Below are 25281 nucleotides of genomic sequence, written 5' to 3'. Positions count from 1 at the left end.
TAATACCATTATCATAACTATTAATAAATACGTAATTTATAAGAGTTATTATTATAATTTCATATATAATTTTTACTCATTAAATAAAAAAGGGTTCAAACTAGATAAATATCTAGTTTGAACCCTTTTTATTTATTTTGCTTTATAAACTTTTTCTTGATCATTTTGATTCAAAGGTTTGAAATCATGTAAAACTTTTTCTTGTTTTTTGAATTCTTCAAAAGCAAGTTCAATTAGTTGATCGATTAGTTCAGTATAACTAATTCCAGATGCTTCCCATAACTGTGGATATAAGGAGATATTAGTAAAACCAGGCAATGTATTAATTTCACCCAAATAAGGTTTAAAATCTTTTGAAACTAAGAAATCAATTCTAGCCATTCCTTTTAATTCCAAAGCAGTAAAGGCTTTTAACGCCATTTCTGTGATTTCTTCACTTACTCCATTTGGTAATTTTACTGGAATTGTAAATTTAACCTCACTAGCGTCAACAAATTTATTTTCATACGTATAAAATTCATCATTTTCAGGTACCTTAATCGCACCAAGTTTAGAAGCTTTAGGTTTTTCATTTCCTAAAATTGAAATTTCAACTTCTTCTGGTCCTTCAATTGCTTCTTCCACTAATATTTTATCATCATACTGAAAAGCATCTCTAATTCCCTGCTCATATTCTGTTTGGTTTTCAATTTGATGAATTCCAATTGAAGAGCCTTGCTTAGCTGGTTTAATAAAAATAATTGAAGAATTAAGTTTTTTGCTAAGTTTATCGTAATTCCAGTTTTTAGCATTTGCTGGTGTAACCAAAACATATTTAGTATTTCTAACTCCAGCAATATCAAGCATTTTTTTTGTAATATCTTTATCATATGCCATAGATGAAGCCATAATTCCACTACCCACATATGGCTTATGTAGTAATCGTAATAATCCCTGGATAGTTCCATCTTCTCCTAAATTACCATGAATAATTGGGAAAAATACATCAATGTTATGTGTACTATCTAAATTAATAATTGGAGCGAGTGGATTATTCATATCTAACTTTGCCGTTACATCTTGTAAAACCGCAGCTTCATCCTCACCATCAAATACACGATGAGATGATGCATCATCTAAAATAATCCCATTTTTAGAAACCAAAAATAAACTAACGTCATATTTATCTTTGTCCATGGCGTCATAAATATTGTGAGCGGAACGTTTTGAAACATCATGCTCAGAAGAGTCCCCGCCAAATAATAATGCTACGTGTGTTTTCTTATCTGTCATTTAAATATACTCCCATTCGTATTGTTTGGAAACTTAAGTATATCACTAATTATAATTTCAAGTAACAAAAAAAACATGCTTAGCATGCTTTTTATGAAAATTGTTTTTCTGTGCTAAACATCGAACTTTTATTATGGTATTGCATCGACATTATTAACCCAATCCCTATCATGTTACCAATTAAGGCAGAACCACCTTGACTAATAAATGGTAATGGAATTCCTGTCATAGGAATTAAATCAATGCTCATTCCAATATTTTCAACAACATGGAATAAAATCATCATAATTACTCCGGTTGAAATATAAGCATAAAAAACATTTTTAGTTTGAAAAGTAACTTTAATCATTTCATAAATCAATAAAAAGTATAGTAAAATCAGTAAAACTCCACCAATAAACCCAAAATTTTCACCAACTACGGAAAAAATCATATCAGATTCACGAACTGGAACATAAACTTTTGAAACATTAAATCCTGTACCACTTACACCACCAGATCCAATCGCCTTCATACTTTGCCACAATTGAAACCCTTGATTACTGGAATCTGATGCTGGATGCAACCAACTATCAATTCTAGCAAATTGATAAGATTGAAAACCTAAGTGACTTAAAATAGATCGTCCCCATTTAGTAACAACTAATGAAACAGACGTTATACTGATAACAAGGAAAATTAACAAACCTGGACCTAATATCTTCCAAGTAATTCCAGAAACAATTAGCAAGCCACCTAAAATTGCAATAAAGACAATCGTAGTTCCAAAATCGTTTTGTAATTTCAACAAAATAATTACAGGTAGTGTCCATAAAAACATAACACCAATTAATTTCCAATCGCTTTTAACTGTATGAACTGGATAGCGATTATTATGTGCAGCAATTACTTTTGCTTCCATTAAAATATAAGCCGGTTTCATTATTTCAGACGGTTGAAAGGTCAAAGGACCAATTGCAAACCAACTTTTAGCACCAGTTTGTACAAAATATGATCTACTATAAAGAAACAAAACTGCAAATAATAGAAAAATTCCAACCCCATATGCATACGGAGCGATTTTCCATAGTTGTTCTGAATCAAATTGCATTATTACAACAATTGCAACAGCCCCAATTGCATACCAAATTAATTGAGAAACAACTGCTTTAACTACAGAAGTAGACCCAGTGTCATGAGCAGCAGCAACAAAGATTGATGCTAATCCGACTAAGGCTAACATCAACACACAAAAAATTATTCCCCAATCAATTCGATTTTCATCTTTTACTTGTTCTTTTCGAAACACGATAAACTCTCCTTAACATCAATTTAAGTTAAACGTTTATCTTTGATGCAAATTATACTCTCTTACAACTTGGTGAAGTGCTTCTTCTTCTGATTTTTCATGAAAAATACTGTCACCAACAACGCAGTCAAATCGATTATCTGACTGAGTAATTGTTCCAATTGTATGACCATTAATTTGCACTAAACGTACATTACTATCTTCTGGATTATCAATTACAGTAATTTCTATCTCTTTTTTTCTCCGTGCCATCATAACTCCCTAATAATAAAACTAATTTTTGGTACTATTATTTTTACTCAGCTTAAAATGAGTTGGGACTGGATCATAACCACCCTTAACGAATGGATTGCACCTTAATATCCGAGCACAACCCATCATTATTCCCTTAATTGTTCCAAATCGTTGAATTGCTATTAACATATAGTTAGAACAGGTAGGTTGATATCTACATTTTGCAGTTGTATAAGCTGAAATATTTTTTTGATAAAATTCAATCAACGAAATTAAAATTTGTTTCAAAATTTCACCTAATTAATTTTTCCCAAATAAACTAAATCCTTTTTTCTTTGGTTTATTTTCGCTCATATGATCTAATAAAGCACCAGCACCTTTGGCTACATTTTCTAACGGATCATCTGAAATAAGAACCGGAACCGTCAAAGCATCTGAAATAACAGAGTCAATATCAGCTAACATAGATCCACCACCAGTTAACATGACACCTCGATCAATAATATCAGCAGCAAGTTCTGGTGGAACAGTTTCAAGGACACTTTTAGCACCACTAATAATTGTTTCAATCGTACCATGCAATGATTCAGCAATTTCATTACTATTAATGGTAACTGAAATGGGCATTCCTGAAACGGCATCACGTCCACGTACTTGCATTTCTTTAACATCATCACTATTCATATCTGCGGTACCAATCGTTTTTTTGATTTTTTCTGCAGTGTGCTCACCAATCACAATGTTATGATTACGTTTCATGAAATCAATAATGTTTTGATTCATAACATCACCAGCTACTTTTAACGATTTACTAGCAACTACATCACCTAAAGAAACTACCGCAATATCAGATGTTCCGCCACCAATATCAATTACCATACTGCCCTTGGGTTCAAAAATATCCATTCCAGCACCAACCGCAGCCACTTTTGGTTCTTCTTCAAGAAAAACTTCACCACCAACCGCTTTTTGTGCAGCTTCAATAATTGCTTTTCTTTCAATATTGGTAATATTAGTTGGTGCACAAATCATAACTTTTGGTTTCGAAACTAAGCCTTTAACACTTAATTTATTAATAAAGTAGGTTAACATTGATTCAGTAACATCAAAGTCAGAAATAACTCCATCTTTAAGCGGACGAATTGCCTTAATGTTTCCAGGAGTTCTTCCTACCATTTCATACGCTTCTTTTCCAACAGCCAAAACTTTATTTGTCTTGGTATCAACTGCTACCACTGACGGTTCGTTAAGGACTACTCCCTGTCCGGTTACAGAAACAAGAACGTTGGCCGTTCCTAAATCAATTCCAATATCTTGAGCCATGTTATTCTTCCCTTCGTTATTATTACGATAAGTAGATTATATCATAATACTTGTCTAAATTTATTTATGCACCAGTAGAAACACGTTCAATATCAGCACCTAAATTACGTAGTTTTTTCTCAATTTCATAATAACCACGATCTAAATATTGTAAATTTGTAATGATAGTTTCACCTTTTGCAATTAATCCTGCTAAAATCAATGCTGCTGCAGCCCTTAAATCAGTTGCCGCAACCTCAGCACCCTCAAAATCAGTTGGACCGTACATAATAACGCTATTACCTTTAATTTCATACTTAGCATTCATTCGTCTTAATTCATCTAAATGCATAAATCGATTTTCAAAAACATTTTCTGTTAAAGTGCTAACACCATTAGCAGCTAATTGTAAAACTGTCATTTGAGATTGCATATCAGTTGGAAAACCAGGATAGGGTGCAGTTTCAACATCAACTGGCTTTAACTCATCAGGCCCAATAACTCGAATTCCATTTTTCTCCTGTTCAACTTTTACACCCATTTCACGAAGCTTTGAAATAAATGGCAGATTATGATCAGCAACCCCATCTTCAATTAAAACATTTCCCGCGGTAATTGCAGCAGCTGCCATAAAGGTACCTGCTTCAATCCGATCTTGAACAACTCTATGAGAAACCCCGTGAAGACTTTGAACTCCCTCAACCGTAACTGTATCCGTTCCAGCTCCAGAAATCTTTGCTCCCATATCATTTAACATATCAGCTAAATCAACAATTTCAGCTTCTCTCGCAACATTCTTAATCACAGTTTTACCATGAGCTAGCGTAGCAGCCATCATAATATTTTGAGTTGCTCCAACACTTGGAAAATCAAAATAAATTTCAGCACCTTTTAGACCATTTGGAGCACTTGCTTCTACATAACCTTCGTGTTGCTCAATTTTAGCACCCATGGCTTCAAAACCACGTAAATGAATATCAATTGGACGTGAACCAATCGCACATCCGCCTGGAAGAGCAACCCGTGCGTGTCCTAATCGTGCCAATAAAGGACCTAACACCACAATTGAGGCCCTCATTTTTGAAACATATTCAAACGGTGCTTCAGAAGATAAACTGCCAGTAGCATCAACCGTAATTTTATTTTGATTTTCATCAAATTTAACTTCTAAATCTAAACTGCGCAAAACCTCATTCATAATATGAACATCTGAAAGAATTGGTGCATTAGTTAGCTGTGACTTGCCTGAACTAGCTAATATTGTAGCTGCTAAAATTGGTAAAACAGCATTTTTGGCACCTTCAATATGGACATTCCCTGTCAATTTGTTACCACCATGCACAACAATTTTATCCATTTATAAAACTCCTAAATTTTAAAATAATAATGTTAAATTTTTTATATTATCAATAAATGAAAGGAAAAATGAACTACAGAGAAAACCAATCGCAATTGATAATAGAACAATTAAAACTTTACCTTGTTTTTCCTGAATCGGTAAAAATCGTTCAAAATGTATTCCTTGAATTGCCCAAAATGATAAAATTATGAAAAATAATTGACAAATAATTCCCATTAAAGCTTGAATTCCAAATACGTTCATAATATTCTCCTCCAATTTATTGCTACCTTTAATAATATCATAAAATCATGTAACTGTCTTTGATAGCAATGTTTTAACCACTATCAAAAAGTATTTAATTAATTATTTACAAACAAAAAGGCACTCCTTAATTATTAGATAAATTCATCTAATGATTATTGAGTACTTTAAAATGATTTTTATTAACGTTTTGCAACATTGATTCGGTTAACGGCTCTTTGCAAAGCTACTTCAGCACGATTCATAGTATCAGTATCATTTGCTTCACTAGCAGTTTTAATCTTTTGTTGAGCACGTTCTTTAGCACTAGTAGCTCTATCAATATCGATTTCGCTTTTAAGTTCCGCACTATCTGCAACAATAGTTAACTCGTTATTGGAGAATTCAACAAATCCTCCATTAACCGCTAGCACATCAGATTCATCATTGCCGTAATTAAATTGAGCTGGCCCAATTTTCAAAGCAGCAATTATAGGAATATGATTTGCCATGATACCAATATCACCGGATCCAGTCTGAATGACAGCCATAGAACATTTATCATTAGTATATTCTTCGCCATCAGGAGTAACGATACTAACAGTTAACACTGATTTGTTATCAGCCAATTAGATCCCTCCTTATTTACTGGCACCTTTTTTAGACTCATCGTATTTAGCAACAACGTCTTCAATTGGACCACAGTTTCTAAAGAAATCTTCTGGAATGTAATCGTATTTACCCTCTAAAATACCTTTAAATCCAGCAACAGTATCTTTGACAGGTACGTACTTACCAGGGACACCTGTAAATGTTTCAGCAACTGTAAATGGTTGTGAAAGGAAAAATTGAATCCGACGAGCACGACCAACAATCGTCTTTTCTTCATCAGATAATTCATCCATACCTAAAATTGAAATGATATCTTGTAATTCACGATATCTTTGCAAAACCTGTTGAACTTCACTAGCAACTTTAAAATGTTCTTCCCCGATAATATCAGGATCTAAAGCAGATGAAGTCGAGGCTAATGGATCAACAGCTGGATAGATACCTTGTTGAGTTAAAGAACGTTCCAAGTTAGTAGTAGCATCCAAATGGGCAAATGTGGTTGCAGGAGCTGGATCAGTATAATCATCAGCTGGAACATAAACAGCTTGAATTGAAGTAATGGCACCCTTTTTAGTTGATGTAATTCTTTCTTGTAGCTGTCCCATTTCAGTAGCTAAAGTAGGTTGATAACCTACGGCTGATGGAATACGTCCTAACAAAGCTGAAACTTCTGTTCCGGCTTGGGTGAAACGGAAGATATTATCGATGAACAATAGCACATCTTTACCTTCTTCATCACGGAAGTATTCAGCAAGTGTTAATCCAGTCAAGGCAACACGCATACGTGCACCAGGCGGCTCGTTCATTTGTCCATAGACCATGGCAGTTTGTTTCAACACACCAGAGCCTTTCATTTCAAAGTACATATCATTACCTTCACGGGTTCTTTCACCAACTCCGGTAAAAACCGAAATACCGTTATGACCCTGGGCAATATTATGAATCAATTCTTGAATTAAAACAGTTTTACCAACTCCGGCACCACCGAATAATCCAACCTTTCCACCACGAATATATGGTGCAAGTAAATCAATAACCTTGATACCGGTTTCTAAAACTTCTGTCGATGGATTAATTTCATCAAACTTAGGTGCTTGGCGATGGATTCCCCATCTTTCAGCATCTGGTCCGAATTTGGGTCCACCATCAATAGTCTGACCTAAAACGTTAAATACTCGTCCTAGCGTATCATTACCAACAGGAACCTCAATTGGTGCTCCTGTATTTTCAACTTCCATTCCACGACGTAAACCATCAGTTCCGTCCATGGCAATTGTTCTAACAACTCCGTCACCCAATTCAAGTGCAACTTCTGTAACTAAGACATTATCGTCACCTTTTTGGACTTTCAAAGCATCGTTGATTTTTGGTAAATCGCCATCTAGGTGAAATTCAACATCGACAACCGGCCCAATAACTTGTACAACTTTACCAGTACTCATTATGCGTTAATTCCTCCTATCATTAGTGATTCAATGCTTCCTGACCACCAGTAATTTCAGTGATTTCAGTAGTAATAGCAGCTTGTCTCGCTCTATTATATTTTAATTCTAAGCTTGAAATTAAATCATCCGCATTGTCTGTTGCAGCCTTCATCGCCATCGAGCTTGAAGAATGTTCAGCAGTTTTAGCATCCAAAATTGCTCCATACACTAAACTTTCAGCATATTGTGGCAAAATTGCATTTAAAACTTCTTCTTCTGAAGGTTCAACTTCATATTCAGCAGAAAGTACTTTGGTTTTTACATCTGAACCAGCACCTTCAGCACCATTCATGCTTTGCTCGATTGACTCGCGATCCATTGGTAACAGCTTTTCAGCTCTATAATCAGATTTAACTCGGTTAACAAAATGGTTATAACAAACATATAATTCAGTGAAAACACCATCATTATACATTTGAGAAACTGCTTTAACAATTCCCTTAACTTCATTAAATGTTGGAATATCTGAAACACCACGATATTCATAAGCAATATTGGCACCATTTTTCTTATAAAAATCAGCACCAGTACCGCCAACTGCCATAATGACATAATCATCTTGGTTGGGAGTGTGTTGTTCAATGAAACGATTAGTTCCACGAAGTACACTACTATTATAACTACCAACCATGCCACGATCTGATGTAATTACTAAATAAGCTGTTTTACCTTTTGAATTATCAGCTTTATTTCTTGAAGGTTTATGGTTGTCTAACATATGAGACTGAGCAAGATGCATTACAACCGATTTAATCTTAGAAACATAAGTATTATACGTTTCTGTTTGACCCTGGATTTGATTAAGCTTAACAGTTTGAACCATTTCCATCGCTTCAGTAATCTGACGCGTACTTTTGGTTGATGCAATTCGATGCTTAACTTCGTTCATTCCAGCCATTAGTTATTAACCTCCTTCAAGTTATTTGTCAGCAACTTTTTGGGCAGATGATTTAAAAATATTTGAAAATTCGTCAATTGCCTTATTCATTGCATCTAAATCTGGTAATTTTCCAGTTTCTTTAATGTGTTTCAATAAATCTTCATGAGAATCATCAAAATAACTAAAGATTTGGTTTTGATACTTCAATACATCATCAACAGGCAATTTATCAAGATACCCATGAGTAAGACAATAGAGAATCAAAACTTGTTTTTCTACTGGAATTGGATCATGAAGTTTTTGTTTTAATACTTCAACAGTTCTGGCACCACGATCCAACTTAGCCTTAGTGGCTTCGTCAAGATCTGAACCAAACTGTGCAAATGATTCAAGTTCGTGATATGAAGCAAGATCAATACGCAGTGTACCTGCAACTTTCTTCATAGCAGGAATCTGAGCGTCTCCACCAACACGAGATACTGATGTCCCAGCATCAATAGCTGGACAATCACCTGCATAGAACATATCTGAGTTCAAGAAAATCTGACCATCAGTAATCGAAATAACGTTAGTTGGAATATAAGCAGAAACATCCCCTGCTTGGGTTTCAACGATTGGCAAAGCAGTCATTGACCCACCGCCTAATTTATCGTTTAACTTGGCTGCACGTTCCAATAAACGTGAATGAGTATAGAAAATATCACCAGGATATGCTTCACGACCTGGTGGACGTCTCAAAATTAATGAAAGTTCACGATAAGCATTTGCTTGTTTCGTCAAATCATCAAAGACAATTAAAACGTCTTTTTTACGATTCATAAAATATTCACCCATTGTAGCACCAGAATAAGGTGCAATATATAACAATGGAGCTGGTTCAGAAGGTCCGGCATTAACAACAATGGTATAATCCATTGCACCATATTTCTTTAAAGTATCAACCTGTCCCATGACAGTAGAATCTTTTTGTCCAATCGCCACATAAATACAAATCATATTTTGATCTTTTTGATTCAAAATTGTATCAATAGCAATCGAAGTTTTACCAGTCTTTCTGTCACCAATGATTAATTCACGTTGTCCACGACCAATTGGTACTAACGCATCAATGGCCTTAATTCCAGTTTGTAATGGTTGATCAACAGAATGACGATCCATAATGCCTGGTGCCTTATGTTCAATTGGTGCAGTCATATCAGTATCAATATCACCTTTACCATCAATTGGCTGACCTAATGAATTTACAACTCGTCCAACCATTGCATCACCAACTGGAACTTCCATGATTCTTCCAGTACATTTAACTGTATCGCCTTCACGAATACCAGTATAATCACCTAAAATAACGATACCAACGTTGTTACTTTCTAGGTTTTGAACCATTCCGTAAACACCGTTTTGGAATTCCAGCAATTCACCAGATAAGGCATTATCTAAACCATAGGCACGTGCAACACCATCACCAATGTATGTAACAATACCAGTTTCATCAACGGTAAGGTCATCTTTGTAGCCTTCTAATTGTTTTTTAATTAGAGCACTGATTTCTTCAGCCTTAATGCTCATAAAAGTTTCACCTCTTTAATTATAGATATCACTATTTCAACAATAAACGTTTAACTTGTTCGATTTTAGTACGTATACTTCCATCGTAAACCACGTCTGATGACTTTAAAATAACGCCACCAATGATATCTGGATTGATTTTAGTAGATAACTCAACCTTTTTAGCATTAATTCTTTTTCCTAATGATTGAGCTAACTTACTTTTTTCATCTTCATCTAACGGAACTGCCGTAACTGCTTCAGCTTTTACAATTCCATTTTTCTGATTGTATAATTTATCAAATTCATCAATCACTGCAACTAAATCACTAATTCTTCCATAATCAAACAACATGTTGATTAAATTTCGAACATATTCAGAAGTTGCACCATCAATTAAAGGATTCAATAAAGTTTCTTTTTGCTGAGTATCTAAGGAAACTCCGTTTAGCGCAGCTGCTAATTCAGGATCATTATCAAATACAATCTTAATTGCATCCAAATCAGCTTTACCCTTATCTATTGAATTTTCATTTTCAAGTGCTTCGTATAATGCCTTTGAATAGTTTTTGGCAACATCAAGTTTACTTAGACTCATTATTACCCAACCCTTCAATATAAGAATCGATTAGTGCTTTTTGATTATTGGCATCTAAGTTCTTCTTAATGATTTTGGAAGCAATCTCAATAGATAAATCAGCTACATCATTTTTAATACTAGCAAGTGCATCTCTTTTTTGTTGTTCAATATCTTTCTCTGCATTTTCTTTAATGTTTTTAACATCGGCTTGTGCTTCCGAAATGATTGATTCACGCCGTTTATCACCAGTTTGTTGTGCTTTATTGATAATTTCATTAGCTTCTTCTTGAGAATGAACTAAAGCTTCCTCGCGTTTTTTAGCTAATTCAACTGCCTCATTTCGAGATTTTTCAGCTGTATCAATATCTTTGGCGATTTTATCAGCACGGTTCTGCATCATTTTAGTAACAGGTTTCCATGCAAAAATCTTAACAACCCACATTAAAATAATGAATAAAATTGCATAGAAAAGTGCATCACCGATGTTAAACCCAGCAGCTCCAACAATTAAATGTGTAAACATCTATCGACACCTCCTTTTTCTTTAATTAAGAAAATGTTATTCCTATTTGTTCATAACTAACATAGCAATAACAAAGGCTAAGATAGGCATAACTTCGATCAAAGCAACCCCGATAAACATATTAGTTCTTAAAGTGTTACTAAGTTCTGGCTGACGTGCCATTCCTTCAAGCATTTTAGAAATTAAAATTCCATCACCAATAGCGGCACCAATAGCGGCACCACCCATAGCGATTCCAGCAGCAATAGCTCCCATAATTAAGTCCTCCTATTTTTTATTCCTCAATTGACAATTTTTGAGAAACGTATACACACGATAAAGTTACAAATACATAGGCTTGTATACACCCAATAAATACTGAGAATCCTTGCCATAACAGTTCAAGTGGAGCAGAAACGGCAAGTGTGACAATTCCGTTAGAAAATGCCAACTTGGCAATTAATCCAGCCAATAGTTCACCAGCAAAGATATTACCGTAAACACGAATACCTAACGTTAAAAAGTTAGTCAATTCTTCCATCAAGTTAACAGGTAACAAGAAAGAAATTGGTTGCATATATGTCTCAAAATGACCTTTGTATCCTAGTTTCATAACACTAGAATATTGTGCAATCAATAGCGACATAAGCGCAAAAGTCATCGCAACCACCGGATCAGCAGTTGGACTCTTTACATAAACAATTCCACCTACTTCAATATGCAGGAATAAACCTAACAAGTTGGAAACTAGAATAAAATAAAACAATGTAAAGACCCATAAACCGTAATCCCTAGTTGAACCACTTGGCATTGTTGACTTTACAATTCCATTTGTAAAGTCAATCATGTACTCCAATAGATTTTGTTTACCTTTCGGCTTAATTTGCAAATGTCTAGAACAAACAAATACAAACACAAAAACAATTGCGGCTACGATAACACCAGAAATCATATTTCCAACATTAAAAGTCAGCCCTAAAAATTGAAAAGTACGAGTTGGATCCACTAATCATCACCTCTTTTACCCATCATTTTCCAAGCAGTAAAAATTTAATACTACTAAATTTTTGATTAAAATTTCAAAAAATATAATCTAAAATTCATTGTGAATGATACCACCAAATAAAGCAAAATACAAAACTAAATGCTTAACAAATTTAACACGTTTAATTAAATATTTGATATTAAAAAAGTAGAAATATTTAAATTTCTACTTAACAATTTATTATTTAGTTCCAAATAAACGATCTCCAGCATCACCAAGTCCGGGAACAATATAACCATCGTCTAATTTTTCATCCAAGGCAGCAGCGTAGATATCGATATCTGGATGTGCTTTTTCCAAAGCTTTAACACCTTCAGGAGCAGCTACTAAACACACGAATTTGATATTTTTAGCCCCACGCTTCTTTAAAGCATCAATTGCCATAATAGCAGAACCACCGGTTGCAAGCATCGGATCAACTACTAATACTTCCCGATCTTCAATATCGGATGGTAATTTAACAAAATATTCATGTGGTTCAAAGGTTTTTTCGTCCCGATACATCCCAATATGTCCAACTCGAGCACTTGGAATTAAGCTCAAAATGCCATCTACCATTCCAATACCTGCCCGTAAAATTGGAACAACCGCGACTTTTTTACCAGCTAATTTTTGTACATTAGCAATTCCCATTGGGGTCTCAACCTTAACATCCTTTAATGGCATATCTCTAGTAACTTCAAAAGCCATTAAATTAGCAATTTCGTTTACAACTTCACGAAATTCGTTAGTTCCAGTGTTCTTATCTCTAATGATACTTAATTTGTGCTGAATCAATGGATGATTCATAACATGAAATTTGCCCATTTCAAACGCTCCCTTTTACTATTTAAATCTATTGTACCACATTGATTTAAATTCTATCTGGTAATTGGATGTGTAACGCATAATGCTGACACCTCTGCTTTAACTTCATTTAAAATAACTTGATCTTCACTATTTTCTACTACTTTAATAATTAATTCTGCAACTTTTTGAGCATCTTTTTCATCAAAACCACGTGAAGTAATTGCTGGTGTTCCAATTCGAACCCCACTAGTTATAAATGGACTCCGTTTTTCGTTAGGAAGTGCTTCTTTATTGGTAGTAATATGGGCGCTATCCAACAAATTCTGGGCTTCTTTGCCATTCAAATCCGTACCAGTTAAATCAATTGTCAACAAGTGATTATCAGTGCCACCAGAAACAACCCGAATTGAATCTGATGCTTCAAATGTTTTTGCCATTGCTGTCGCATTTTGTAAAACTTGTTGTGAATATTTTTTGAATTCAGGTTGTAATGCTTCATATAAGGAAGCTGCTTTCCCAGCAATTACATGTTCTAAAGGACCACCTTGAGTTCTTGGAAAAACAGCAGAATTAAGTTGTCTTCCATATTTTTCTTGCGACAAAATCATCCCACCGCGAGGTCCACGCAAGGTTTTATGAGTAGTTGTAGTTATCACATCAGCGATTCCAACTGGACTGGGGTGTAATCCGGTTGCAACTAAACCAGCAATATGAGCCATATCTACCATTAAGTAGGCACCAACTTCGTCAGCAATCTTTCTAAATTTATTCCAGTCAATAATTCGACTATATGCAGAAGCCCCAGCCACAATCATTTTCGGATGCACTTTTTTAGCAATTTTTCTAATAGCTTCATAGTCCAATCGTTCTGTTTCTGGATTTAGACCATATGAATATGATTGGTATATTTGTCCCGAAAAACTCACTTTGGCACCATGCGTTAAATGCCCACCAGCATTTAAATCCATTCCCAAGATTACATCACCAGGATTCAAAAATGCTGAATAAGCAGCTTCATTAGCTTGTGAACCAGAATGAGGTTGTACATTAACGTATTCTGCGCCAAATAATTCTTTAGCACGATTAATTGCTAAGTTTTCCACCACATCAACATATTCACAACCACCATAATAACGATGAGATGGATACCCTTCGGCATACTTATTAGTTAAAACGGATCCTTGAGCAGCCCGAACTGCATTTGAAACAATATTTTCTGATGCGATTAATTCAATTGTATTTTCCTGACGCTTACTCTCGTTTTTTATTGCATCCCAAAGTGATGGATCATCTGTTTGATAATCATAACTCATATACCGTACCTCCGTCTTTTTTATTTTCAGCGATTATAACTACTCGAAATGCTTTTGTCCAGCGGATTTATTAAGACGGTTCATATAGGCTTCCCCAATTCCTTCTGTAGTGAAACCCTCTACCAAAATATCAGTAATATCAGAATGCAAATCAAAGTTACGCAATCCAGCAAATAAAGCATGACTAGCAGATTTTACGTCATTTCCTAAACTATAAGTTTCAACATTTTGGGGCCAGTTATAGTCGTTAAGGATAGCATCAGTTGCTAAAATTCCCACTTTTCCTGATTGATTGGCAGCCCATTCAGTTACACTTTTCCATTGATTTTCATTATCAACAATTTGAACAGATGCAGTCGGAGAATAATGAGTATATTTCATACCAGGAGCCTTAGGAACTTCGGTTTTACCAACATGCTTTTGTTCATCAACAACTGGACCAATTACTTTTTCAATTGCTTGGCTTGTAACTGCCCCAGGTCGCAAAATTGTAGGATGATTGGTTGATAAATCAAGTACTGTAGATTCAACTCCAAAATCTGTTGCCCCTGCATCCAAAATACCGGCAATTTTACCATTTAAATCATGATAAACATGTTTTGCCAATGTGGGACTTGGTTTTCCAGAAGTATTTGCAGATGGACCAACTAATGGGACTCCTGCTTTACGGATTAAATTCAACGTTGCTTCCTTATCAGGGTTTCTAAAAGCAGCAGTTTTAAGTCCTCCAGTAACTTTTGAAGATAATACATGTGGTTTTAGTTTCAAAATAATCGTCAAAGGACCAGGCCAAAACTGTTTAATTAGTTGTTTAGTTTTTTCATTTAAGGGTTGTGCGTATTTTTCAACAGTTGATATATCCGCCACATGAACAATTAATGGATTGTCACTGGGACGCCCTTTTGCCTGATATACTTTTTCAACTGCCTGAACATTTGTGGCATCTGCACCTAATCCGTAAACTGTCTCAGTAGGAAATGAAACTAAATTTCCTTTTTTTATTTCAGCAGCAGCCTGGTCAATTTGGTCAGGCTTAAATATTTTAGTTTCCATTTAGTTAATTATCTCCTTTTAAGGTCATCTTTATCATCCGATCATGTTCAGCTAAATCTTTTTGTAATTCAATTTTTGCAAAAGAATTACTTCTTTCAAGTAACGATTTGACTGCTTTCCCCTGTTGAAATCCAATTTCTAAATACAAATCACCATTATTAACTAAATAACTTTTTGCACTATCAGCCAGCCTCTCATACAATAAAAGTCCCTCATGTTGGGCAAATAAAGCCTGTTGCGGTTCATATTGAATCACGCTTTGATCCATATATTTAACTTCATCGGTGGAAATATATGGTGGATTGGAGACAATTACATCAAAATTTTGAGATTTTATTTGTTTAAACAAATCGCTGGCCTGAAAGTTAATTGAAACTCCGTTTAATTCAGCATTTTGTTTGGCAACTTGCAAAGCTGAAGAAGAAATATCAGACGCCGTAATTTTCCAGTTGGGACGGTGCTTTTTTAAAGTAATTGCAATCGCACCGCTTCCAGTACCAATGTCTAAAACTTTTAATTGTGGTTCCAAATGATCACGTAAAATCCACTCTACAAGTTCTTCAGTTTCTGGACGCGGGATTAAAACATTTTGATTTACATAAAATGGAAATCCATAAAAATAGGCATTTCCAGTAATATACTGGGCAGGTTCTCCAAGTAACAATCGATGCACATGAGTTTCAAATGTTTTTTGCTCGCTCTCCGATAAATGCTGACGATAATGTAATAACAAATTAGTTTCATCCCAATTCATCTGATCAAGCATCAAATAACGAGCACCATTAGCTTCCAAATTATTTTTTTGCAAACACAAAGAGGCCCAATTAAGGGCTTCGAAAACTGTTGCATTCGATTTAAGCTTGGTCATCATTTAAGTGTTCCAACTTATCTGCTTGATCAGAAACAATCAATGCATCAATAATTTCATCCAAATCACCATCCATGATTTTGTCCAGCTTGTTTAAAGTTAATCCGATTCGATGATCAGTTACCCGATTTTGAGGATAGTTATAAGTTCTAATTCGCTCAGAACGATCACCAGTTCCAACAGCAGATTTTCTTTCAGCATTATATTGATTCTCTTCTTTTTCTTTATAATACTCATAGACACGTGCTTTTAAAACATTCATAGCTTTGACACGGTTTTGCTGTTGTGAACGTTCGTCTTGCATAGCAACTACAATCCCAGTGGGTAAATGAGTCATCCGAACCGCTGATGAGGTCTTGTTAATGTGCTGACCCCCAGCTCCGGAAGATCGGTAAACATCAGTTCTAATATCAGCCGGATCAATTTTAATATCAACGTCTTCCTCTTCAGGCATCACACCAACTGTTGCAGTTGAAGTATGAACCCGGCCAGCCGATTCAGTTTCTGGAACTCGCTGAACTCGATGAGCTCCATTTTCATATTTTAATTTTGAATAAACCTTATCACCAGTAATCATTAAAACAATTTCTTTAAAACCACCGACCTCAGTGTCAGCTTCATCAATTATCTGAACTTTCCAACCTTGTGTCTCTGCGTACTTAACGTACATATTGTATAAATCAGCAGCAAAAAGACTAGCCTCATCGCCTCCAGCCGCACCATGAATTTCCATGATAATATTTTTTTCATCATTTGGATCTTTAGGAATTAACAATATTTTAAGTTGATCTTCAAGTGCAGCCTTTTGTGGTTCTAAAGTCGAAATTTCATCTTTGACCATTTCTGTCATATCATCATCAAGCTTATCTTTTAACATAATTTGGTCTTCATCTAATGTTTCGGTTACGGCTTTATATTTATTGTAGGCATCCACCGTTTCGCGTAAACTTCCTTCTTCTTTTGAAAGTTTCATAAAACGATTAGTATCAGCAATCACTTCTGGATCACTAATTAATTCATTTAATTCATCATAACGATCAGATACAGATTGTAATTTATCAAAAATCTGGTCCATCTTATTATCAGCCATATTCGTTCCTCATTTCTATTTTAAGTTCAGTGGCGGATGATAGTAGTGTTTGCGGCAAACTGGATAATAAGCTTCATTACCACCCATCACAACTTGCTCTCCTTCATATACTGGTTTGCCATCATGGATTCGTAAGTTCATCGTTGCTTTTTTTTCACAAAACCAACAGATTGTTTTCATTTCTTCTAATTTGTCAGCATATAACAATAAGTATTTTGATCCTTCAAACAGATGATTTTGAAAATCATTTTTTAATCCAAATGCCATAACTGGAATATTAAATTTATCAACAATTGTAGCCAATTCTTTAATATGATGTTTTTCTAAAAATTGAGCTTCATCGACCAAAATACAACTAACCGACTTATCAAGCTTACTTAACTGTTCTTCAATCATTGTTGTTACATTGGATTCTGATTTGATGGGCATTGCATCACGTTCTAGTCCAATCCGAGATGCAATCGTGCCTTCCTTTTCTCTAGTATCAAGAGCACTAGTCATCAAAATCACGCGTTTTCCTTGTTCTTCATAGTTATGAGCAACTTTAATAATTTCAAATGATTTTCCACTATTCATTGCACCATACCGAAAAAAGAGTTGTGCCAAAGTATCACCTTTTCCTATAAAATTCCACTTAAATTCATTATATCTAATTTGATAACATGCTGCATTGTTATTTTAATTTTTTAAAATAATATTAATCAACGTTATAATTCGGTTTATCTGTTGTTTTTATGCTAAAATTTAGAGTACGATGTATTTTTATCAGCAAATAAATAAAGGATGTGAATTCCTATGACATTACAAAGCAGTATCGCAACATTAGCAGGTAAATCTTCATATTGGTTCCTGCATACTTTTATGGGTGGCGGAAGCTCTTTACCAGGAAAAATAACCACCAAAATTGATCCTAATGTTTTAAAAGACCTTGGGGAAAACTATGACGTGATTATCGTAAGTGGAACAAACGGTAAAACTTTGACCACTGCCTTAATTGTCCAGGTACTAAAAGAAAAATATTCTGAGGTTTTAACCAATAAGTCTGGATCAAATATGATTCAAGGAATTGTCTCAACCTTTTTAGAGGCTAAAAATCCTAAAAAAGGTGAAAAAGGAATTGCGGTCTTAGAAGTTGATGAGGCGAATGTAAAACCAATCGTTGAACAAATCAAGCCTAAAATGTTTGTTTTAACTAACATTTTTCGTGATCAATTAGATCGTTACGGTGAAATATATACTACTTATCAAAAAATTCTTGATGGAATTAAATTAGCTCCAGATGCTTTAGTTCTTTCTAATGGCGACGAACCAATTTTCAATTCTAAAGAATTGCCTAATCCCCAAGTCTTTTATGGTTTTGCGGACCAGCCTGCTGACCAAAATATCAAAGCAGATCCAAATACAGACGGAGTTCTATGTCCAATCTGTCAGCATATTTTGCATTATCACTACATTATTTATGCCAACCTAGGTGACTATTTCTGTCCAAATTGTGGTTATCATCGTCCTAATTTAGCGTTTAAAGTTACTGAAGTAGCCGAACGAACACCTATATCATCAAAATTTTCAATTGATAATCAAGCTTACGAAATTGGAATTGGCGGGACTTATAATATCTATAATGCTTTAGCCGCCTACTCGGTAGGACGTGAGCTTGGAATTTCAGCCGAAAAAATTAAACATGCTTTTGAATCCAACAAACGTATTTTCGGTCGCCAAGAAGAAATTAAAGTTGGCGATAAAGATGTAACTATTATTTTAGTTAAAAATCCCGTAGGTACTAATCAAGTTATTGATTTATTATCAACTGAAAAAGAACCTTTTTCTTTTGTAGCTTTATTAAACGCTAATTACGCTGATGGAATTGATACTAGTTGGATTTGGGATGGTGAATTTGAACGTCTACCACATATGAATATCAAACAATTTGAAACCGGTGGTCAACGCTATAAAGACATTACTTTTAGACTAAAAGTTGCTGGCGTCCCAGCTGATAAACATCAAATTCAGTCCGACCTCGAAAAGGTAGTTGCCGACATTCCTAATCTACCAACTAAAAAAGTTTATATTTTAGCAACGTATACTGCAATGATGCAAGTTAGATCCATTTTAACTAAAAAAGGCTACATCAAAGGAGGAGTAAACTAATGACAATGACAATTAGAGTTGCTCACCTTTATGGTGATTTAATGAATACTTATGGTGATATTGGTAATATTCTTGCCTTGCAATATTATGCAAAACAAATTGGAGTTGAAGTAACTTCTGACATTGTTAGTCTGGAACAAGACTTTAATGCCGATGACTATGATTTTGCTGTGTTTGGCGGTGGGCAAGACTATGAACAATCAGTAGTTGCCAAGGATTTGCAAAATAAAAAAGATGAACTAATTAAATTTATTGAAGCAGGAAAACCCTTAGTAGCAGTGTGTGGTGGTTATCAAATGCTTGGTAAGTACTATGTAGACGCTGCGGGTCAAAAACTTCCTGGAATTCATGCAATGGATCATTATACTGAACAACAGGATAACCATCGTTTTATTGGCAATGTTTTAATTCAAAACGAAGTAACGGGGCAAAAATATCATGGCTTTGAAAATCATCAGGGAATTACATTTTTGGGTAAAGATGAGCATCCCCTGGGAAAAGTATTAAAAGGCTATGGAAATAATGGTGAGGACGGTACTGAAGGTGCTGTGCATAAAAATACCATTGGAACCTACTTTCATGGACCAATCATGGCCAGAAATGGAAATCTCGCTAAACATATGATGTTTAAAGCATTAGAAACTAAATATCCTGAAACTGATTTTTCTAAAATGAAAGAAAAAGTTAAAACTTATGAATATTAAAAAAATGATGCCAATACGGCATCATTTTTTTATTCAAATAATTCTTTTAAATAAGTATTCATCATTTCATTGCGTTCTTCCATAAAATGCTCATTCACATCAGGATGAACTCGATTTGATAAAAACACAAAAGCACTGCGCTTTTGCCGCACAATTATCATGACAACACCAGTATAACCACTTTGCCAAATATAAGGATGTCCTTCATATTCATCAAGTCTCCAACCAAACGAACGACTACCATCCTGCATTGGCGTTTGATCAACATACATCGCATCAAACATATCATTTGAATATACTTTACCCGGTGGTGTCAGTTGTAACATCCACTGAGCAAAATGGTCCATGTCGCGTAAAGAGCTGAATAATCCAGCTGATCCACAATCAGATCCGAGAACCTGGGCTTTAGGATCATGAACTTTACCAACTCGATTCATCCCTGTTGTTTCATCATATGTAGTTGGGACAGTTCGTCTAGCATCTGGATGAAAAGTTGAATCAATCATCCCTAGTGGTTGGAGTACCATTTGATTAATTAATGGTTGAATAGGAAGACCTGTCACTACCCCCGCAATCCAGCCTAAAAAAATATAATTTACATCTTGATACTTCATTTTTTTACCGTATTCATCTCCGACATCTAAACCTAATAAAGCACTTCGCAACTGATTCATGTTTAATTCATCACGATTAGGAATATATCCATCAATGTCAGAAGTATGAGTAAGTAGATGTCTGATTGTTATTTTTGGATGTTTCCACTCAGGAAGGTATTTAGTAACTGGGTCATCAATACCTATCTTGCCCTGATTTAATAATTGCATTATCACAGGAAGAGTCCCCATGACCTTTGTCATTGATGCTACGTCATATAGTTGATTAGGATACAAGTATTCTTGTTGTGGTTTTAAACTTCTATACCCTTCTACATGATCTTCAACGTTAACTCCCGTAATAAATGAAAATGAAGCACCGGGAATGGTTGTTTCTCTAATCATTCTTTCAATTATTGCCTTAGTATTCTCAAAGGTCATTATCATCACTCCTATCATATGATAATTATAAGCGTTTTTATGATAATAACCCAACAAAAAAAGCCCATTATAATGGACTTTTGATTTTTATTGAGATTAATAAAATTACTACAATTGAGTATACTGGATTCGAACCAGTACATTATGGATTCAGAGTCCACTGCCTTACCAGTTTGGCTAATACTCAATAATTACAATAAATATCTTACAATGTAGATTTATATTTGTCAATTATTAATTTTTGGTTGACAGTAAATCTAGAAGTCGGTAAAATATAACATATTGGATTATTGCCCGTTGGTCAAATTGGTTTAAGACGTCGCCCTCTCAAGGCGGAGTTACGAGTTCGAGTCTCGTACGGGTAATTAATAGAAATCATCTAACTTATAAGAATATGTTTAAAATTAATTATAAATAAAAAACGACCTATTATGGTCGTTTTTTATTTATTCAAAAATTTCCAAATTACTCCGCCAATAAATGCAGCAATTAATACCGGCATGAACAACATAAATATCAATTCTTTTGGCATATAGATTCCTAATAAGGCTAAGCATCCAAATAAGATAAAGCTGAAAATCAAAACAACTGTATCAATGAAACAAATGATTTGACCACAGTCGGCCCAAGCATTTTTATAAATTTTCCTTTTCATCAGTTTATCAATTAGCCATAAAGCTGCAGTAACAATCCACATAACAATATTAATTACAACCAGTGTTTCTAATAAGTCAAGTATTTCAAGCATTTTAAACTCCTCCACTAATTATTGATTACAATTTAATTATATACTTTTATTCATAAAGATAAATTATTCTCAGTTAAAAACCTTCTAAAATCAATAAGTTCATTTAATATGTGACAAAATTTAATGGTGTTATACTTATCTCGTTTAATTAAAAGATAATAACAAAGGAGATTATTAAAATGGAATTTAATAATGTTACAGTAGTTGGTGGAGGAACACTTGGATCACAAATTGCTTATATGTCAGCTTTTCATGGTAAAAATGTGACCATTTGGGGTCGAAATGATGGTTCATTAAATCGTGCTAAAGAACGAGTTGGTCGGTGGGCACAAGCCGTTAAAGATGATCTTAAAGCAACTGACTAACAGTTAAACGATGCACAAAAACATCTCACTTATACTACTGATTTAGCCCAAGCACTAAAAGGTGCTGATTTAGTAATTGAAGCTCTTCCAGAAAATATTGAAACTAAAAAAGACTTTTATGAAAAATTTGCTAAATTAGCAGATCCAAAAACTATTGTTGCTACCAATACATCAACACTTTTACCTTCACAATTTGCTGACTACACAGGTCGTCCCGATAAATTTTTAGCCTATCATTTCGCTAATGAAATTTGGAAAAACAATACGGCTGAAATCATGTCACAAAGTAAAACTGATAAAGATCTTCCTAAGATGTTTGAAAAGTATTCTAGAGAAATTGGGATGGTTCCATTGCTTGTTAATAAGGAACAGCCAGGTTATATTTTAAATTCACTGCTAGTTCCCTTCGTAACAGTTGGAATTCAACTTTGGGTTAAGGGAATTTCAGATCCAAAAACAATTGATAAAACTTGGATGATTGCAACTGGCTCACCAATGGGTCCTTTTGGATTTATTGATATGATTGGTTTGCGAACTGTTTATGAAATTAACAAAATGTCTAATGATCCAACTTCACAAAAAGCAGCTGAACTGCTTAAAAAGATGATTGATAATGGTGAGATTGGTGTTGAATCAGGCAAAGGATTTTACACTTATCCTAATCCTGATTTTAAAAAAGCTGACTTTTTGAAATAAATTTAGGGAAAAAGCCTCTCATTTTATGAGAAGCTTTTTTTAATTATTGATTTCTTCTTTTTAATTTCTGATTAACCAATAGTACGTTTTGTCGCGCTTCTATCATTGAACTAATCCAAATAAAAATATAAATGATAATAAAAATCATGGTAAATAGAATTAAATTCCAAAAACCAATTTTAAACCACCCACACAAAACAGCTAATGGTAAAAATAAGGTATAAGTCACACAAAAATGAACAATCGTTTTCTTAGTGATACTCCAATTATCTTTTCTAAAAATTAATCCTGAAAAAGAAAACACCATTCCAATTATCATCCATAATAATCCCGACACAATCGTTGCAGTTAAATTTGAAGTAAAATGTTGCATAAAAATTGGAGTGGATGGTATGAATTCAGTGGAATGATAAATCCAAGAAAAGAAAACTGCATTCCAAAAACCAAAAAAAGTTCCAAATCCAGCTCCACATAAAATTCTTTTAAAGATTCCCATTTTAAATCAGCTCCCTTTTTATTTTTTGTACAAATCTCCTAGATGCAAATAAAATTTCATTGTTTTTTAGTCTCACTTCATATGAACCAAGTTTGCTTAACGAAAACTGTTTTACATAATCTAAATTAACTACTTCTGAACTAGAAATCTGCACAAATTCTTTTGCTGACAATAAATTATTTAGTTGATAAATACGTTGTTTAATTCGATAATTTTGTCTATCCGTTTTACAATAAACGATATTTTGATATGTATAAAATCTAATTATTTCTTGAAGTGGTATTGCAAATTTTTGATTGTCCACATAGCCATAAATTAATTTTTGTTTGGTTATTCTTTCAATATCAACGGCTAGTTCTTCCAATGATTTCGTTTTTTCCTTCGCATTAATCGTTACAAATGGATCAATAAATGAGTCTTTAATATTGAAGTATATTTTCATTATTTTTACCTCCTTATAACTAAATCCTAGCAAATAAAGTTTGTAAAACAATCTTTTTTATAGTAATCGGTTCAAAACAAATAATAATTGGAAAAGCATCCTGAAAATAGTTACTTTTCAGAATGCTTTTTATTGAATCATATTCATAAATTGTTCTTCAGTGATAATTTGGATATTTTTGCCCTTTGTTGCATTTAACTCTTCTGCACGGCGTTGTTTGGTAGATTTACCATCAACTACAACGGCCGGATTTTCAATTCCCACTACCACATAATCAGTCTTTAAAACCACTGATTTTTTAATAATTCCTCCTTCCCCTTCTACAATTTTTTGAGCTTGCTCTCTAGGAAGTTGCTTCAAATCACCTGTAAAAACAAATATTTGATCTTTTAATTTGGATTTGTTTTCAGGTACTACTAATTTATCAATCAATTGATTGCCAAATAATGCTCGTTTTTTATTAATCTCATTTTTACTCAATGAGTTATCAAATTGATCATAAAAATAATCTTTTGATTTCCATTGCCTGAATTTTGGTCGTGATGGCTTTTGCAAATAACCAGCATCACGGAGTTTTTGATAGACAACTGCAGTAGTTTTAACATCATTCAAAGAATTATGAGAACGATTATCAATCCCAAAATAATTTTTTAAAGTTTCTAATTTTGTATTTGGTAATTTTAATTGATTCTGAGCAGCTTGAGCAATATCAAGGGTATCAACAAATTCAAGTTTAGGAAGATTCAATCCATTATATTTTAAAAAGGATAAATCAAACATCACATTATGCCCAATAAGAGGTTGATCGCCAATAAAATCATTTAATTTAGGAATTATTTCTGTAATTTCGGGTGCATTATCTACATCTGAATTTGAAATTCCAGTTAAATTTTCAATAAACGGACTAATTTGTTTATGAACTGGTTTGATTAAAGTATCCAAATAGTCTAATTCCTGATCCTGTTTAAATTTAACAGCTGATACCTGAATAATTTCATCTCGTTCTTTTTTTAATCCAGTAGTTTCAATATCTAAGACCACATAGTCGTATAATGGCTGTTTAATTTTTTTCATCATCTATTCTCCAATTAAAAAGAGTTATTACTTTAACAAAAGCATAACTCTTTTTTTGATTAGTTTCGATTGATTTTTCCAGATTATTCAATTTACTATTAATGAACTTTATCATTCGATTACCATACTGCATAC

Annotated in this window: 28 protein-coding genes, 2 tRNA genes and 1 pseudogene; 4 read left to right on the top strand and 27 right to left on the bottom strand. The window is 34.0% G+C overall.

The annotated features are described in order from the left end of the window. Positions 1-132: 132 nt before the first annotated feature. The 21 genes from BHU33_RS00855 to BHU33_RS00755 all read right to left on the bottom strand — a co-directional run bounded on the left by BHU33_RS00855 (position 133) and on the right by BHU33_RS00755 (position 18045). Entirely contained in the window at positions 133-1272 is a 1140-nt protein-coding gene (locus tag BHU33_RS00855) for a D-alanine--D-alanine ligase family protein (protein WP_054646337.1), read from the bottom strand. Between the two features lie 91 nt (positions 1273-1363). Beyond that, positions 1364-2560 (bottom strand): FtsW/RodA/SpoVE family cell cycle protein, encoded by a 1197-nt coding sequence (locus BHU33_RS00850; RefSeq protein WP_054646338.1) that lies wholly within the window; start codon positions 2558-2560, stop codon positions 1364-1366. A 36-nt stretch (positions 2561-2596) separates the two neighbouring features. Next, positions 2597-2812: a DUF2969 family protein gene (locus BHU33_RS00845; RefSeq protein WP_056997654.1), complete on the bottom strand. Its 216-nt coding sequence runs from the start codon at positions 2810-2812 to the stop codon at positions 2597-2599. Positions 2813-2833: 21 nt separating this feature from the next. Then, positions 2834-3082 carry a membrane protein insertion efficiency factor YidD gene (gene yidD / locus BHU33_RS00840; RefSeq protein WP_054646340.1) on the bottom strand — a complete coding sequence of 83 codons (249 nt, stop codon included), beginning with the start codon at positions 3080-3082 and terminating at the stop codon, positions 2834-2836. Between the two features lie 12 nt (positions 3083-3094). Further along, complete coding sequence (mreB, locus tag BHU33_RS00835; RefSeq protein ID WP_054646341.1) at positions 3095-4117, bottom strand: rod shape-determining protein; 1023 nt, start codon at positions 4115-4117, stop codon at positions 3095-3097. 64 nt (positions 4118-4181) lie between these two features. Next, positions 4182-5453: a UDP-N-acetylglucosamine 1-carboxyvinyltransferase gene (gene murA, locus BHU33_RS00830; protein WP_054646342.1), complete on the bottom strand. Its 1272-nt coding sequence runs from the start codon at positions 5451-5453 to the stop codon at positions 4182-4184. An 18-nt stretch (positions 5454-5471) separates the two neighbouring features. Beyond that, entirely contained in the window at positions 5472-5699 is a 228-nt protein-coding gene (locus BHU33_RS00825) for a DUF1146 family protein (protein WP_054646343.1), read from the bottom strand. Positions 5700-5881: 182 nt separating this feature from the next. After that, on the bottom strand, positions 5882-6307 hold the full coding sequence (locus BHU33_RS00820) for a F0F1 ATP synthase subunit epsilon (RefSeq protein ID WP_054646344.1): 426 nt from the start codon (positions 6305-6307) through the stop codon (positions 5882-5884). A gap of 12 nt (positions 6308-6319) precedes the next feature. Continuing rightward, entirely contained in the window at positions 6320-7732 is a 1413-nt protein-coding gene (atpD, locus tag BHU33_RS00815) for a F0F1 ATP synthase subunit beta (RefSeq protein WP_054646345.1), read from the bottom strand. Between the two features lie 22 nt (positions 7733-7754). Then, positions 7755-8672, bottom strand: coding sequence for a F0F1 ATP synthase subunit gamma (locus tag BHU33_RS00810; protein WP_054646346.1), 918 nt, complete (start codon positions 8670-8672; stop codon positions 7755-7757). Positions 8673-8693: 21 nt separating this feature from the next. After that, positions 8694-10220 (bottom strand): F0F1 ATP synthase subunit alpha, encoded by a 1527-nt coding sequence (gene atpA / locus BHU33_RS00805; protein WP_054646347.1) that lies wholly within the window; start codon positions 10218-10220, stop codon positions 8694-8696. 31 nt (positions 10221-10251) lie between these two features. Beyond that, positions 10252-10797 carry an ATP synthase F1 subunit delta gene (atpH, locus tag BHU33_RS00800; protein WP_054646348.1) on the bottom strand — a complete coding sequence of 182 codons (546 nt, stop codon included), beginning with the start codon at positions 10795-10797 and terminating at the stop codon, positions 10252-10254. Further along, positions 10784-11302: a F0F1 ATP synthase subunit B gene (gene atpF, locus BHU33_RS00795; protein WP_054646349.1), complete on the bottom strand. Its 519-nt coding sequence runs from the start codon at positions 11300-11302 to the stop codon at positions 10784-10786. Before atpF ends, atpH begins: the two co-directional genes overlap by 14 nt. A gap of 42 nt (positions 11303-11344) precedes the next feature. Further along, entirely contained in the window at positions 11345-11557 is a 213-nt protein-coding gene (atpE, locus tag BHU33_RS00790) for a F0F1 ATP synthase subunit C (RefSeq protein ID WP_054646350.1), read from the bottom strand. 19 nt (positions 11558-11576) lie between these two features. Beyond that, positions 11577-12287 (bottom strand): F0F1 ATP synthase subunit A, encoded by a 711-nt coding sequence (gene atpB / locus BHU33_RS00785; RefSeq protein WP_103422770.1) that lies wholly within the window; start codon positions 12285-12287, stop codon positions 11577-11579. A gap of 219 nt (positions 12288-12506) precedes the next feature. After that, on the bottom strand, positions 12507-13133 hold the full coding sequence (gene upp / locus BHU33_RS00780; RefSeq protein WP_054646351.1) for a uracil phosphoribosyltransferase: 627 nt from the start codon (positions 13131-13133) through the stop codon (positions 12507-12509). 53 nt (positions 13134-13186) lie between these two features. After that, the gene (gene glyA / locus BHU33_RS00775; RefSeq protein ID WP_054646352.1) at positions 13187-14428 is read right to left on the bottom strand and encodes a serine hydroxymethyltransferase; all 1242 of its coding nucleotides are present in this window, start codon (positions 14426-14428) and stop codon (positions 13187-13189) included. A gap of 39 nt (positions 14429-14467) precedes the next feature. Continuing rightward, positions 14468-15481, bottom strand: coding sequence for an L-threonylcarbamoyladenylate synthase (locus BHU33_RS00770; protein ID WP_056997655.1), 1014 nt, complete (start codon positions 15479-15481; stop codon positions 14468-14470). Positions 15482-15485: 4 nt separating this feature from the next. Further along, positions 15486-16349, bottom strand: a complete 864-nt coding sequence (prmC, locus tag BHU33_RS00765; RefSeq protein WP_065866294.1) for a peptide chain release factor N(5)-glutamine methyltransferase — start codon at positions 16347-16349, stop codon at positions 15486-15488. Further along, positions 16336-17424: a peptide chain release factor 1 gene (gene prfA / locus BHU33_RS00760; protein WP_056997678.1), complete on the bottom strand. Its 1089-nt coding sequence runs from the start codon at positions 17422-17424 to the stop codon at positions 16336-16338. The genes prmC and prfA overlap by 14 nt, the downstream gene beginning before the upstream one ends. 30 nt (positions 17425-17454) lie before the next feature. Continuing rightward, positions 17455-18045, bottom strand: coding sequence for a thymidine kinase (locus BHU33_RS00755; RefSeq protein ID WP_054646354.1), 591 nt, complete (start codon positions 18043-18045; stop codon positions 17455-17457). A gap of 189 nt (positions 18046-18234) precedes the next feature. On the opposite strand from BHU33_RS00755, the gene BHU33_RS00750 reads away from it, so the two are divergent. After that, positions 18235-19587, top strand: a complete 1353-nt coding sequence (locus BHU33_RS00750; protein ID WP_056997656.1) for a Mur ligase family protein — start codon at positions 18235-18237, stop codon at positions 19585-19587. Then, a complete protein-coding gene (locus BHU33_RS00745) occupies positions 19587-20291 on the top strand; it encodes a type 1 glutamine amidotransferase (protein WP_054646355.1) in 705 nt (234 codons plus the stop codon). The genes BHU33_RS00750 and BHU33_RS00745 overlap by 1 nt, the downstream gene beginning before the upstream one ends. Before the next feature lie 29 nt (positions 20292-20320). Here the strand turns inward: BHU33_RS00745 and BHU33_RS00740 are convergent, their stop codons facing one another. Together BHU33_RS00740 and BHU33_RS00735 are read right to left on the bottom strand one after the other, a co-directional pair. After that, entirely contained in the window at positions 20321-21325 is a 1005-nt protein-coding gene (locus BHU33_RS00740; RefSeq protein WP_054646356.1) for a serine hydrolase domain-containing protein, read from the bottom strand. Between the two features lie 114 nt (positions 21326-21439). Continuing rightward, positions 21440-21512 (bottom strand) — tRNA-Gln (locus tag BHU33_RS00735). A gap of 104 nt (positions 21513-21616) precedes the next feature. Here BHU33_RS00735 and BHU33_RS00730 point away from each other — a divergent pair. Further along, a tRNA-Glu gene (locus BHU33_RS00730) sits at positions 21617-21690 on the top strand. A 77-nt stretch (positions 21691-21767) separates the two neighbouring features. On the opposite strand, the gene BHU33_RS00725 is transcribed toward BHU33_RS00730, so the two are convergent. Beyond that, entirely contained in the window at positions 21768-22073 is a 306-nt protein-coding gene (locus BHU33_RS00725) for a hypothetical protein (RefSeq protein WP_054646482.1), read from the bottom strand. 179 nt (positions 22074-22252) lie between these two features. On the opposite strand from BHU33_RS00725, the pseudogene BHU33_RS00720 reads away from it, so the two are divergent. Then, positions 22253-23134, top strand: a pseudogene (locus BHU33_RS00720) (3-hydroxyacyl-CoA dehydrogenase). A 43-nt stretch (positions 23135-23177) separates the two neighbouring features. On the opposite strand, the gene BHU33_RS00715 reads toward BHU33_RS00720, so the two are convergent. The 3 genes from BHU33_RS00715 to BHU33_RS00705 form a co-directional block, all read right to left on the bottom strand. After that, complete coding sequence (locus tag BHU33_RS00715; RefSeq protein WP_054646481.1) at positions 23178-23630, bottom strand: DUF3021 domain-containing protein; 453 nt, start codon at positions 23628-23630, stop codon at positions 23178-23180. Between the two features lies 1 nt (position 23631). Then, positions 23632-24072, bottom strand: coding sequence for a LytTR family DNA-binding domain-containing protein (locus BHU33_RS00710; protein ID WP_054646480.1), 441 nt, complete (start codon positions 24070-24072; stop codon positions 23632-23634). Positions 24073-24201: 129 nt separating this feature from the next. After that, positions 24202-25146, bottom strand: a complete 945-nt coding sequence (locus BHU33_RS00705; protein ID WP_054646479.1) for an exonuclease domain-containing protein — start codon at positions 25144-25146, stop codon at positions 24202-24204. Positions 25147-25281 lie beyond the last annotated feature (135 nt).

It is taken from the genome of Fructilactobacillus lindneri DSM 20690 = JCM 11027 (assembly GCF_002907375.1).
GTDB classification, from domain to species: Bacteria; Bacillota; Bacilli; order Lactobacillales; family Lactobacillaceae; genus Fructilactobacillus; species Fructilactobacillus lindneri.
Note: the sequence above shows the minus strand (reverse complement) of the source record. Positions and strands in the feature narration are given on the sequence as shown.

What these genes read in the sequence shown, in the direction of transcription:
- BHU33_RS00750 (WP_056997656.1), top strand. Translation starts at nt 18,235, where the DNA reads ATGACATTACAAAGCAGTATCGCAACATTAGCAGGTAAATCTTCATAT.
- BHU33_RS00770 (WP_056997655.1), bottom strand. Translation starts at nt 15,481, where the DNA reads ATGGAAACTAAAATATTTAAGCCTGACCAAATTGACCAGGCTGCTGCT.
- atpE (WP_054646350.1), bottom strand. Translation starts at nt 11,557, where the DNA reads ATGGGAGCTATTGCTGCTGGAATCGCTATGGGTGGTGCCGCTATTGGT.
- mreB (WP_054646341.1), bottom strand. Translation starts at nt 4,117, where the DNA reads ATGGCTCAAGATATTGGAATTGATTTAGGAACGGCCAACGTTCTTGTT.
- BHU33_RS00825 (WP_054646343.1), bottom strand. Translation starts at nt 5,699, where the DNA reads ATGAACGTATTTGGAATTCAAGCTTTAATGGGAATTATTTGTCAATTA.
- glyA (WP_054646352.1), bottom strand. Translation starts at nt 14,428, where the DNA reads ATGAGTTATGATTATCAAACAGATGATCCATCACTTTGGGATGCAATA.
- BHU33_RS00745 (WP_054646355.1), top strand. Translation starts at nt 19,587, where the DNA reads ATGACAATGACAATTAGAGTTGCTCACCTTTATGGTGATTTAATGAAT.
- murA (WP_054646342.1), bottom strand. Translation starts at nt 5,453, where the DNA reads ATGGATAAAATTGTTGTGCATGGTGGTAACAAATTGACAGGGAATGTC.
- BHU33_RS00710 (WP_054646480.1), bottom strand. Translation starts at nt 24,072, where the DNA reads ATGAAAATATACTTCAATATTAAAGACTCATTTATTGATCCATTTGTA.
- BHU33_RS00705 (WP_054646479.1), bottom strand. Translation starts at nt 25,146, where the DNA reads ATGAAAAAAATTAAACAGCCATTATACGACTATGTGGTCTTAGATATT.
- BHU33_RS00810 (WP_054646346.1), bottom strand. Translation starts at nt 8,672, where the DNA reads ATGGCTGGAATGAACGAAGTTAAGCATCGAATTGCATCAACCAAAAGT.
- BHU33_RS00855 (WP_054646337.1), bottom strand. Translation starts at nt 1,272, where the DNA reads ATGACAGATAAGAAAACACACGTAGCATTATTATTTGGCGGGGACTCT.
- atpA (WP_054646347.1), bottom strand. Translation starts at nt 10,220, where the DNA reads ATGAGCATTAAGGCTGAAGAAATCAGTGCTCTAATTAAAAAACAATTA.
- BHU33_RS00845 (WP_056997654.1), bottom strand. Translation starts at nt 2,812, where the DNA reads ATGGCACGGAGAAAAAAAGAGATAGAAATTACTGTAATTGATAATCCA.
- BHU33_RS00725 (WP_054646482.1), bottom strand. Translation starts at nt 22,073, where the DNA reads ATGCTTGAAATACTTGACTTATTAGAAACACTGGTTGTAATTAATATT.
- atpD (WP_054646345.1), bottom strand. Translation starts at nt 7,732, where the DNA reads ATGAGTACTGGTAAAGTTGTACAAGTTATTGGGCCGGTTGTCGATGTT.
- BHU33_RS00715 (WP_054646481.1), bottom strand. Translation starts at nt 23,630, where the DNA reads ATGGGAATCTTTAAAAGAATTTTATGTGGAGCTGGATTTGGAACTTTT.
- upp (WP_054646351.1), bottom strand. Translation starts at nt 13,133, where the DNA reads ATGGGCAAATTTCATGTTATGAATCATCCATTGATTCAGCACAAATTA.
- atpF (WP_054646349.1), bottom strand. Translation starts at nt 11,302, where the DNA reads ATGTTTACACATTTAATTGTTGGAGCTGCTGGGTTTAACATCGGTGAT.
- prfA (WP_056997678.1), bottom strand. Translation starts at nt 17,424, where the DNA reads ATGGACCAGATTTTTGATAAATTACAATCTGTATCTGATCGTTATGAT.
- prmC (WP_065866294.1), bottom strand. Translation starts at nt 16,349, where the DNA reads ATGACCAAGCTTAAATCGAATGCAACAGTTTTCGAAGCCCTTAATTGG.
- BHU33_RS00740 (WP_054646356.1), bottom strand. Translation starts at nt 21,325, where the DNA reads ATGACCTTTGAGAATACTAAGGCAATAATTGAAAGAATGATTAGAGAA.
- atpH (WP_054646348.1), bottom strand. Translation starts at nt 10,797, where the DNA reads ATGAGTCTAAGTAAACTTGATGTTGCCAAAAACTATTCAAAGGCATTA.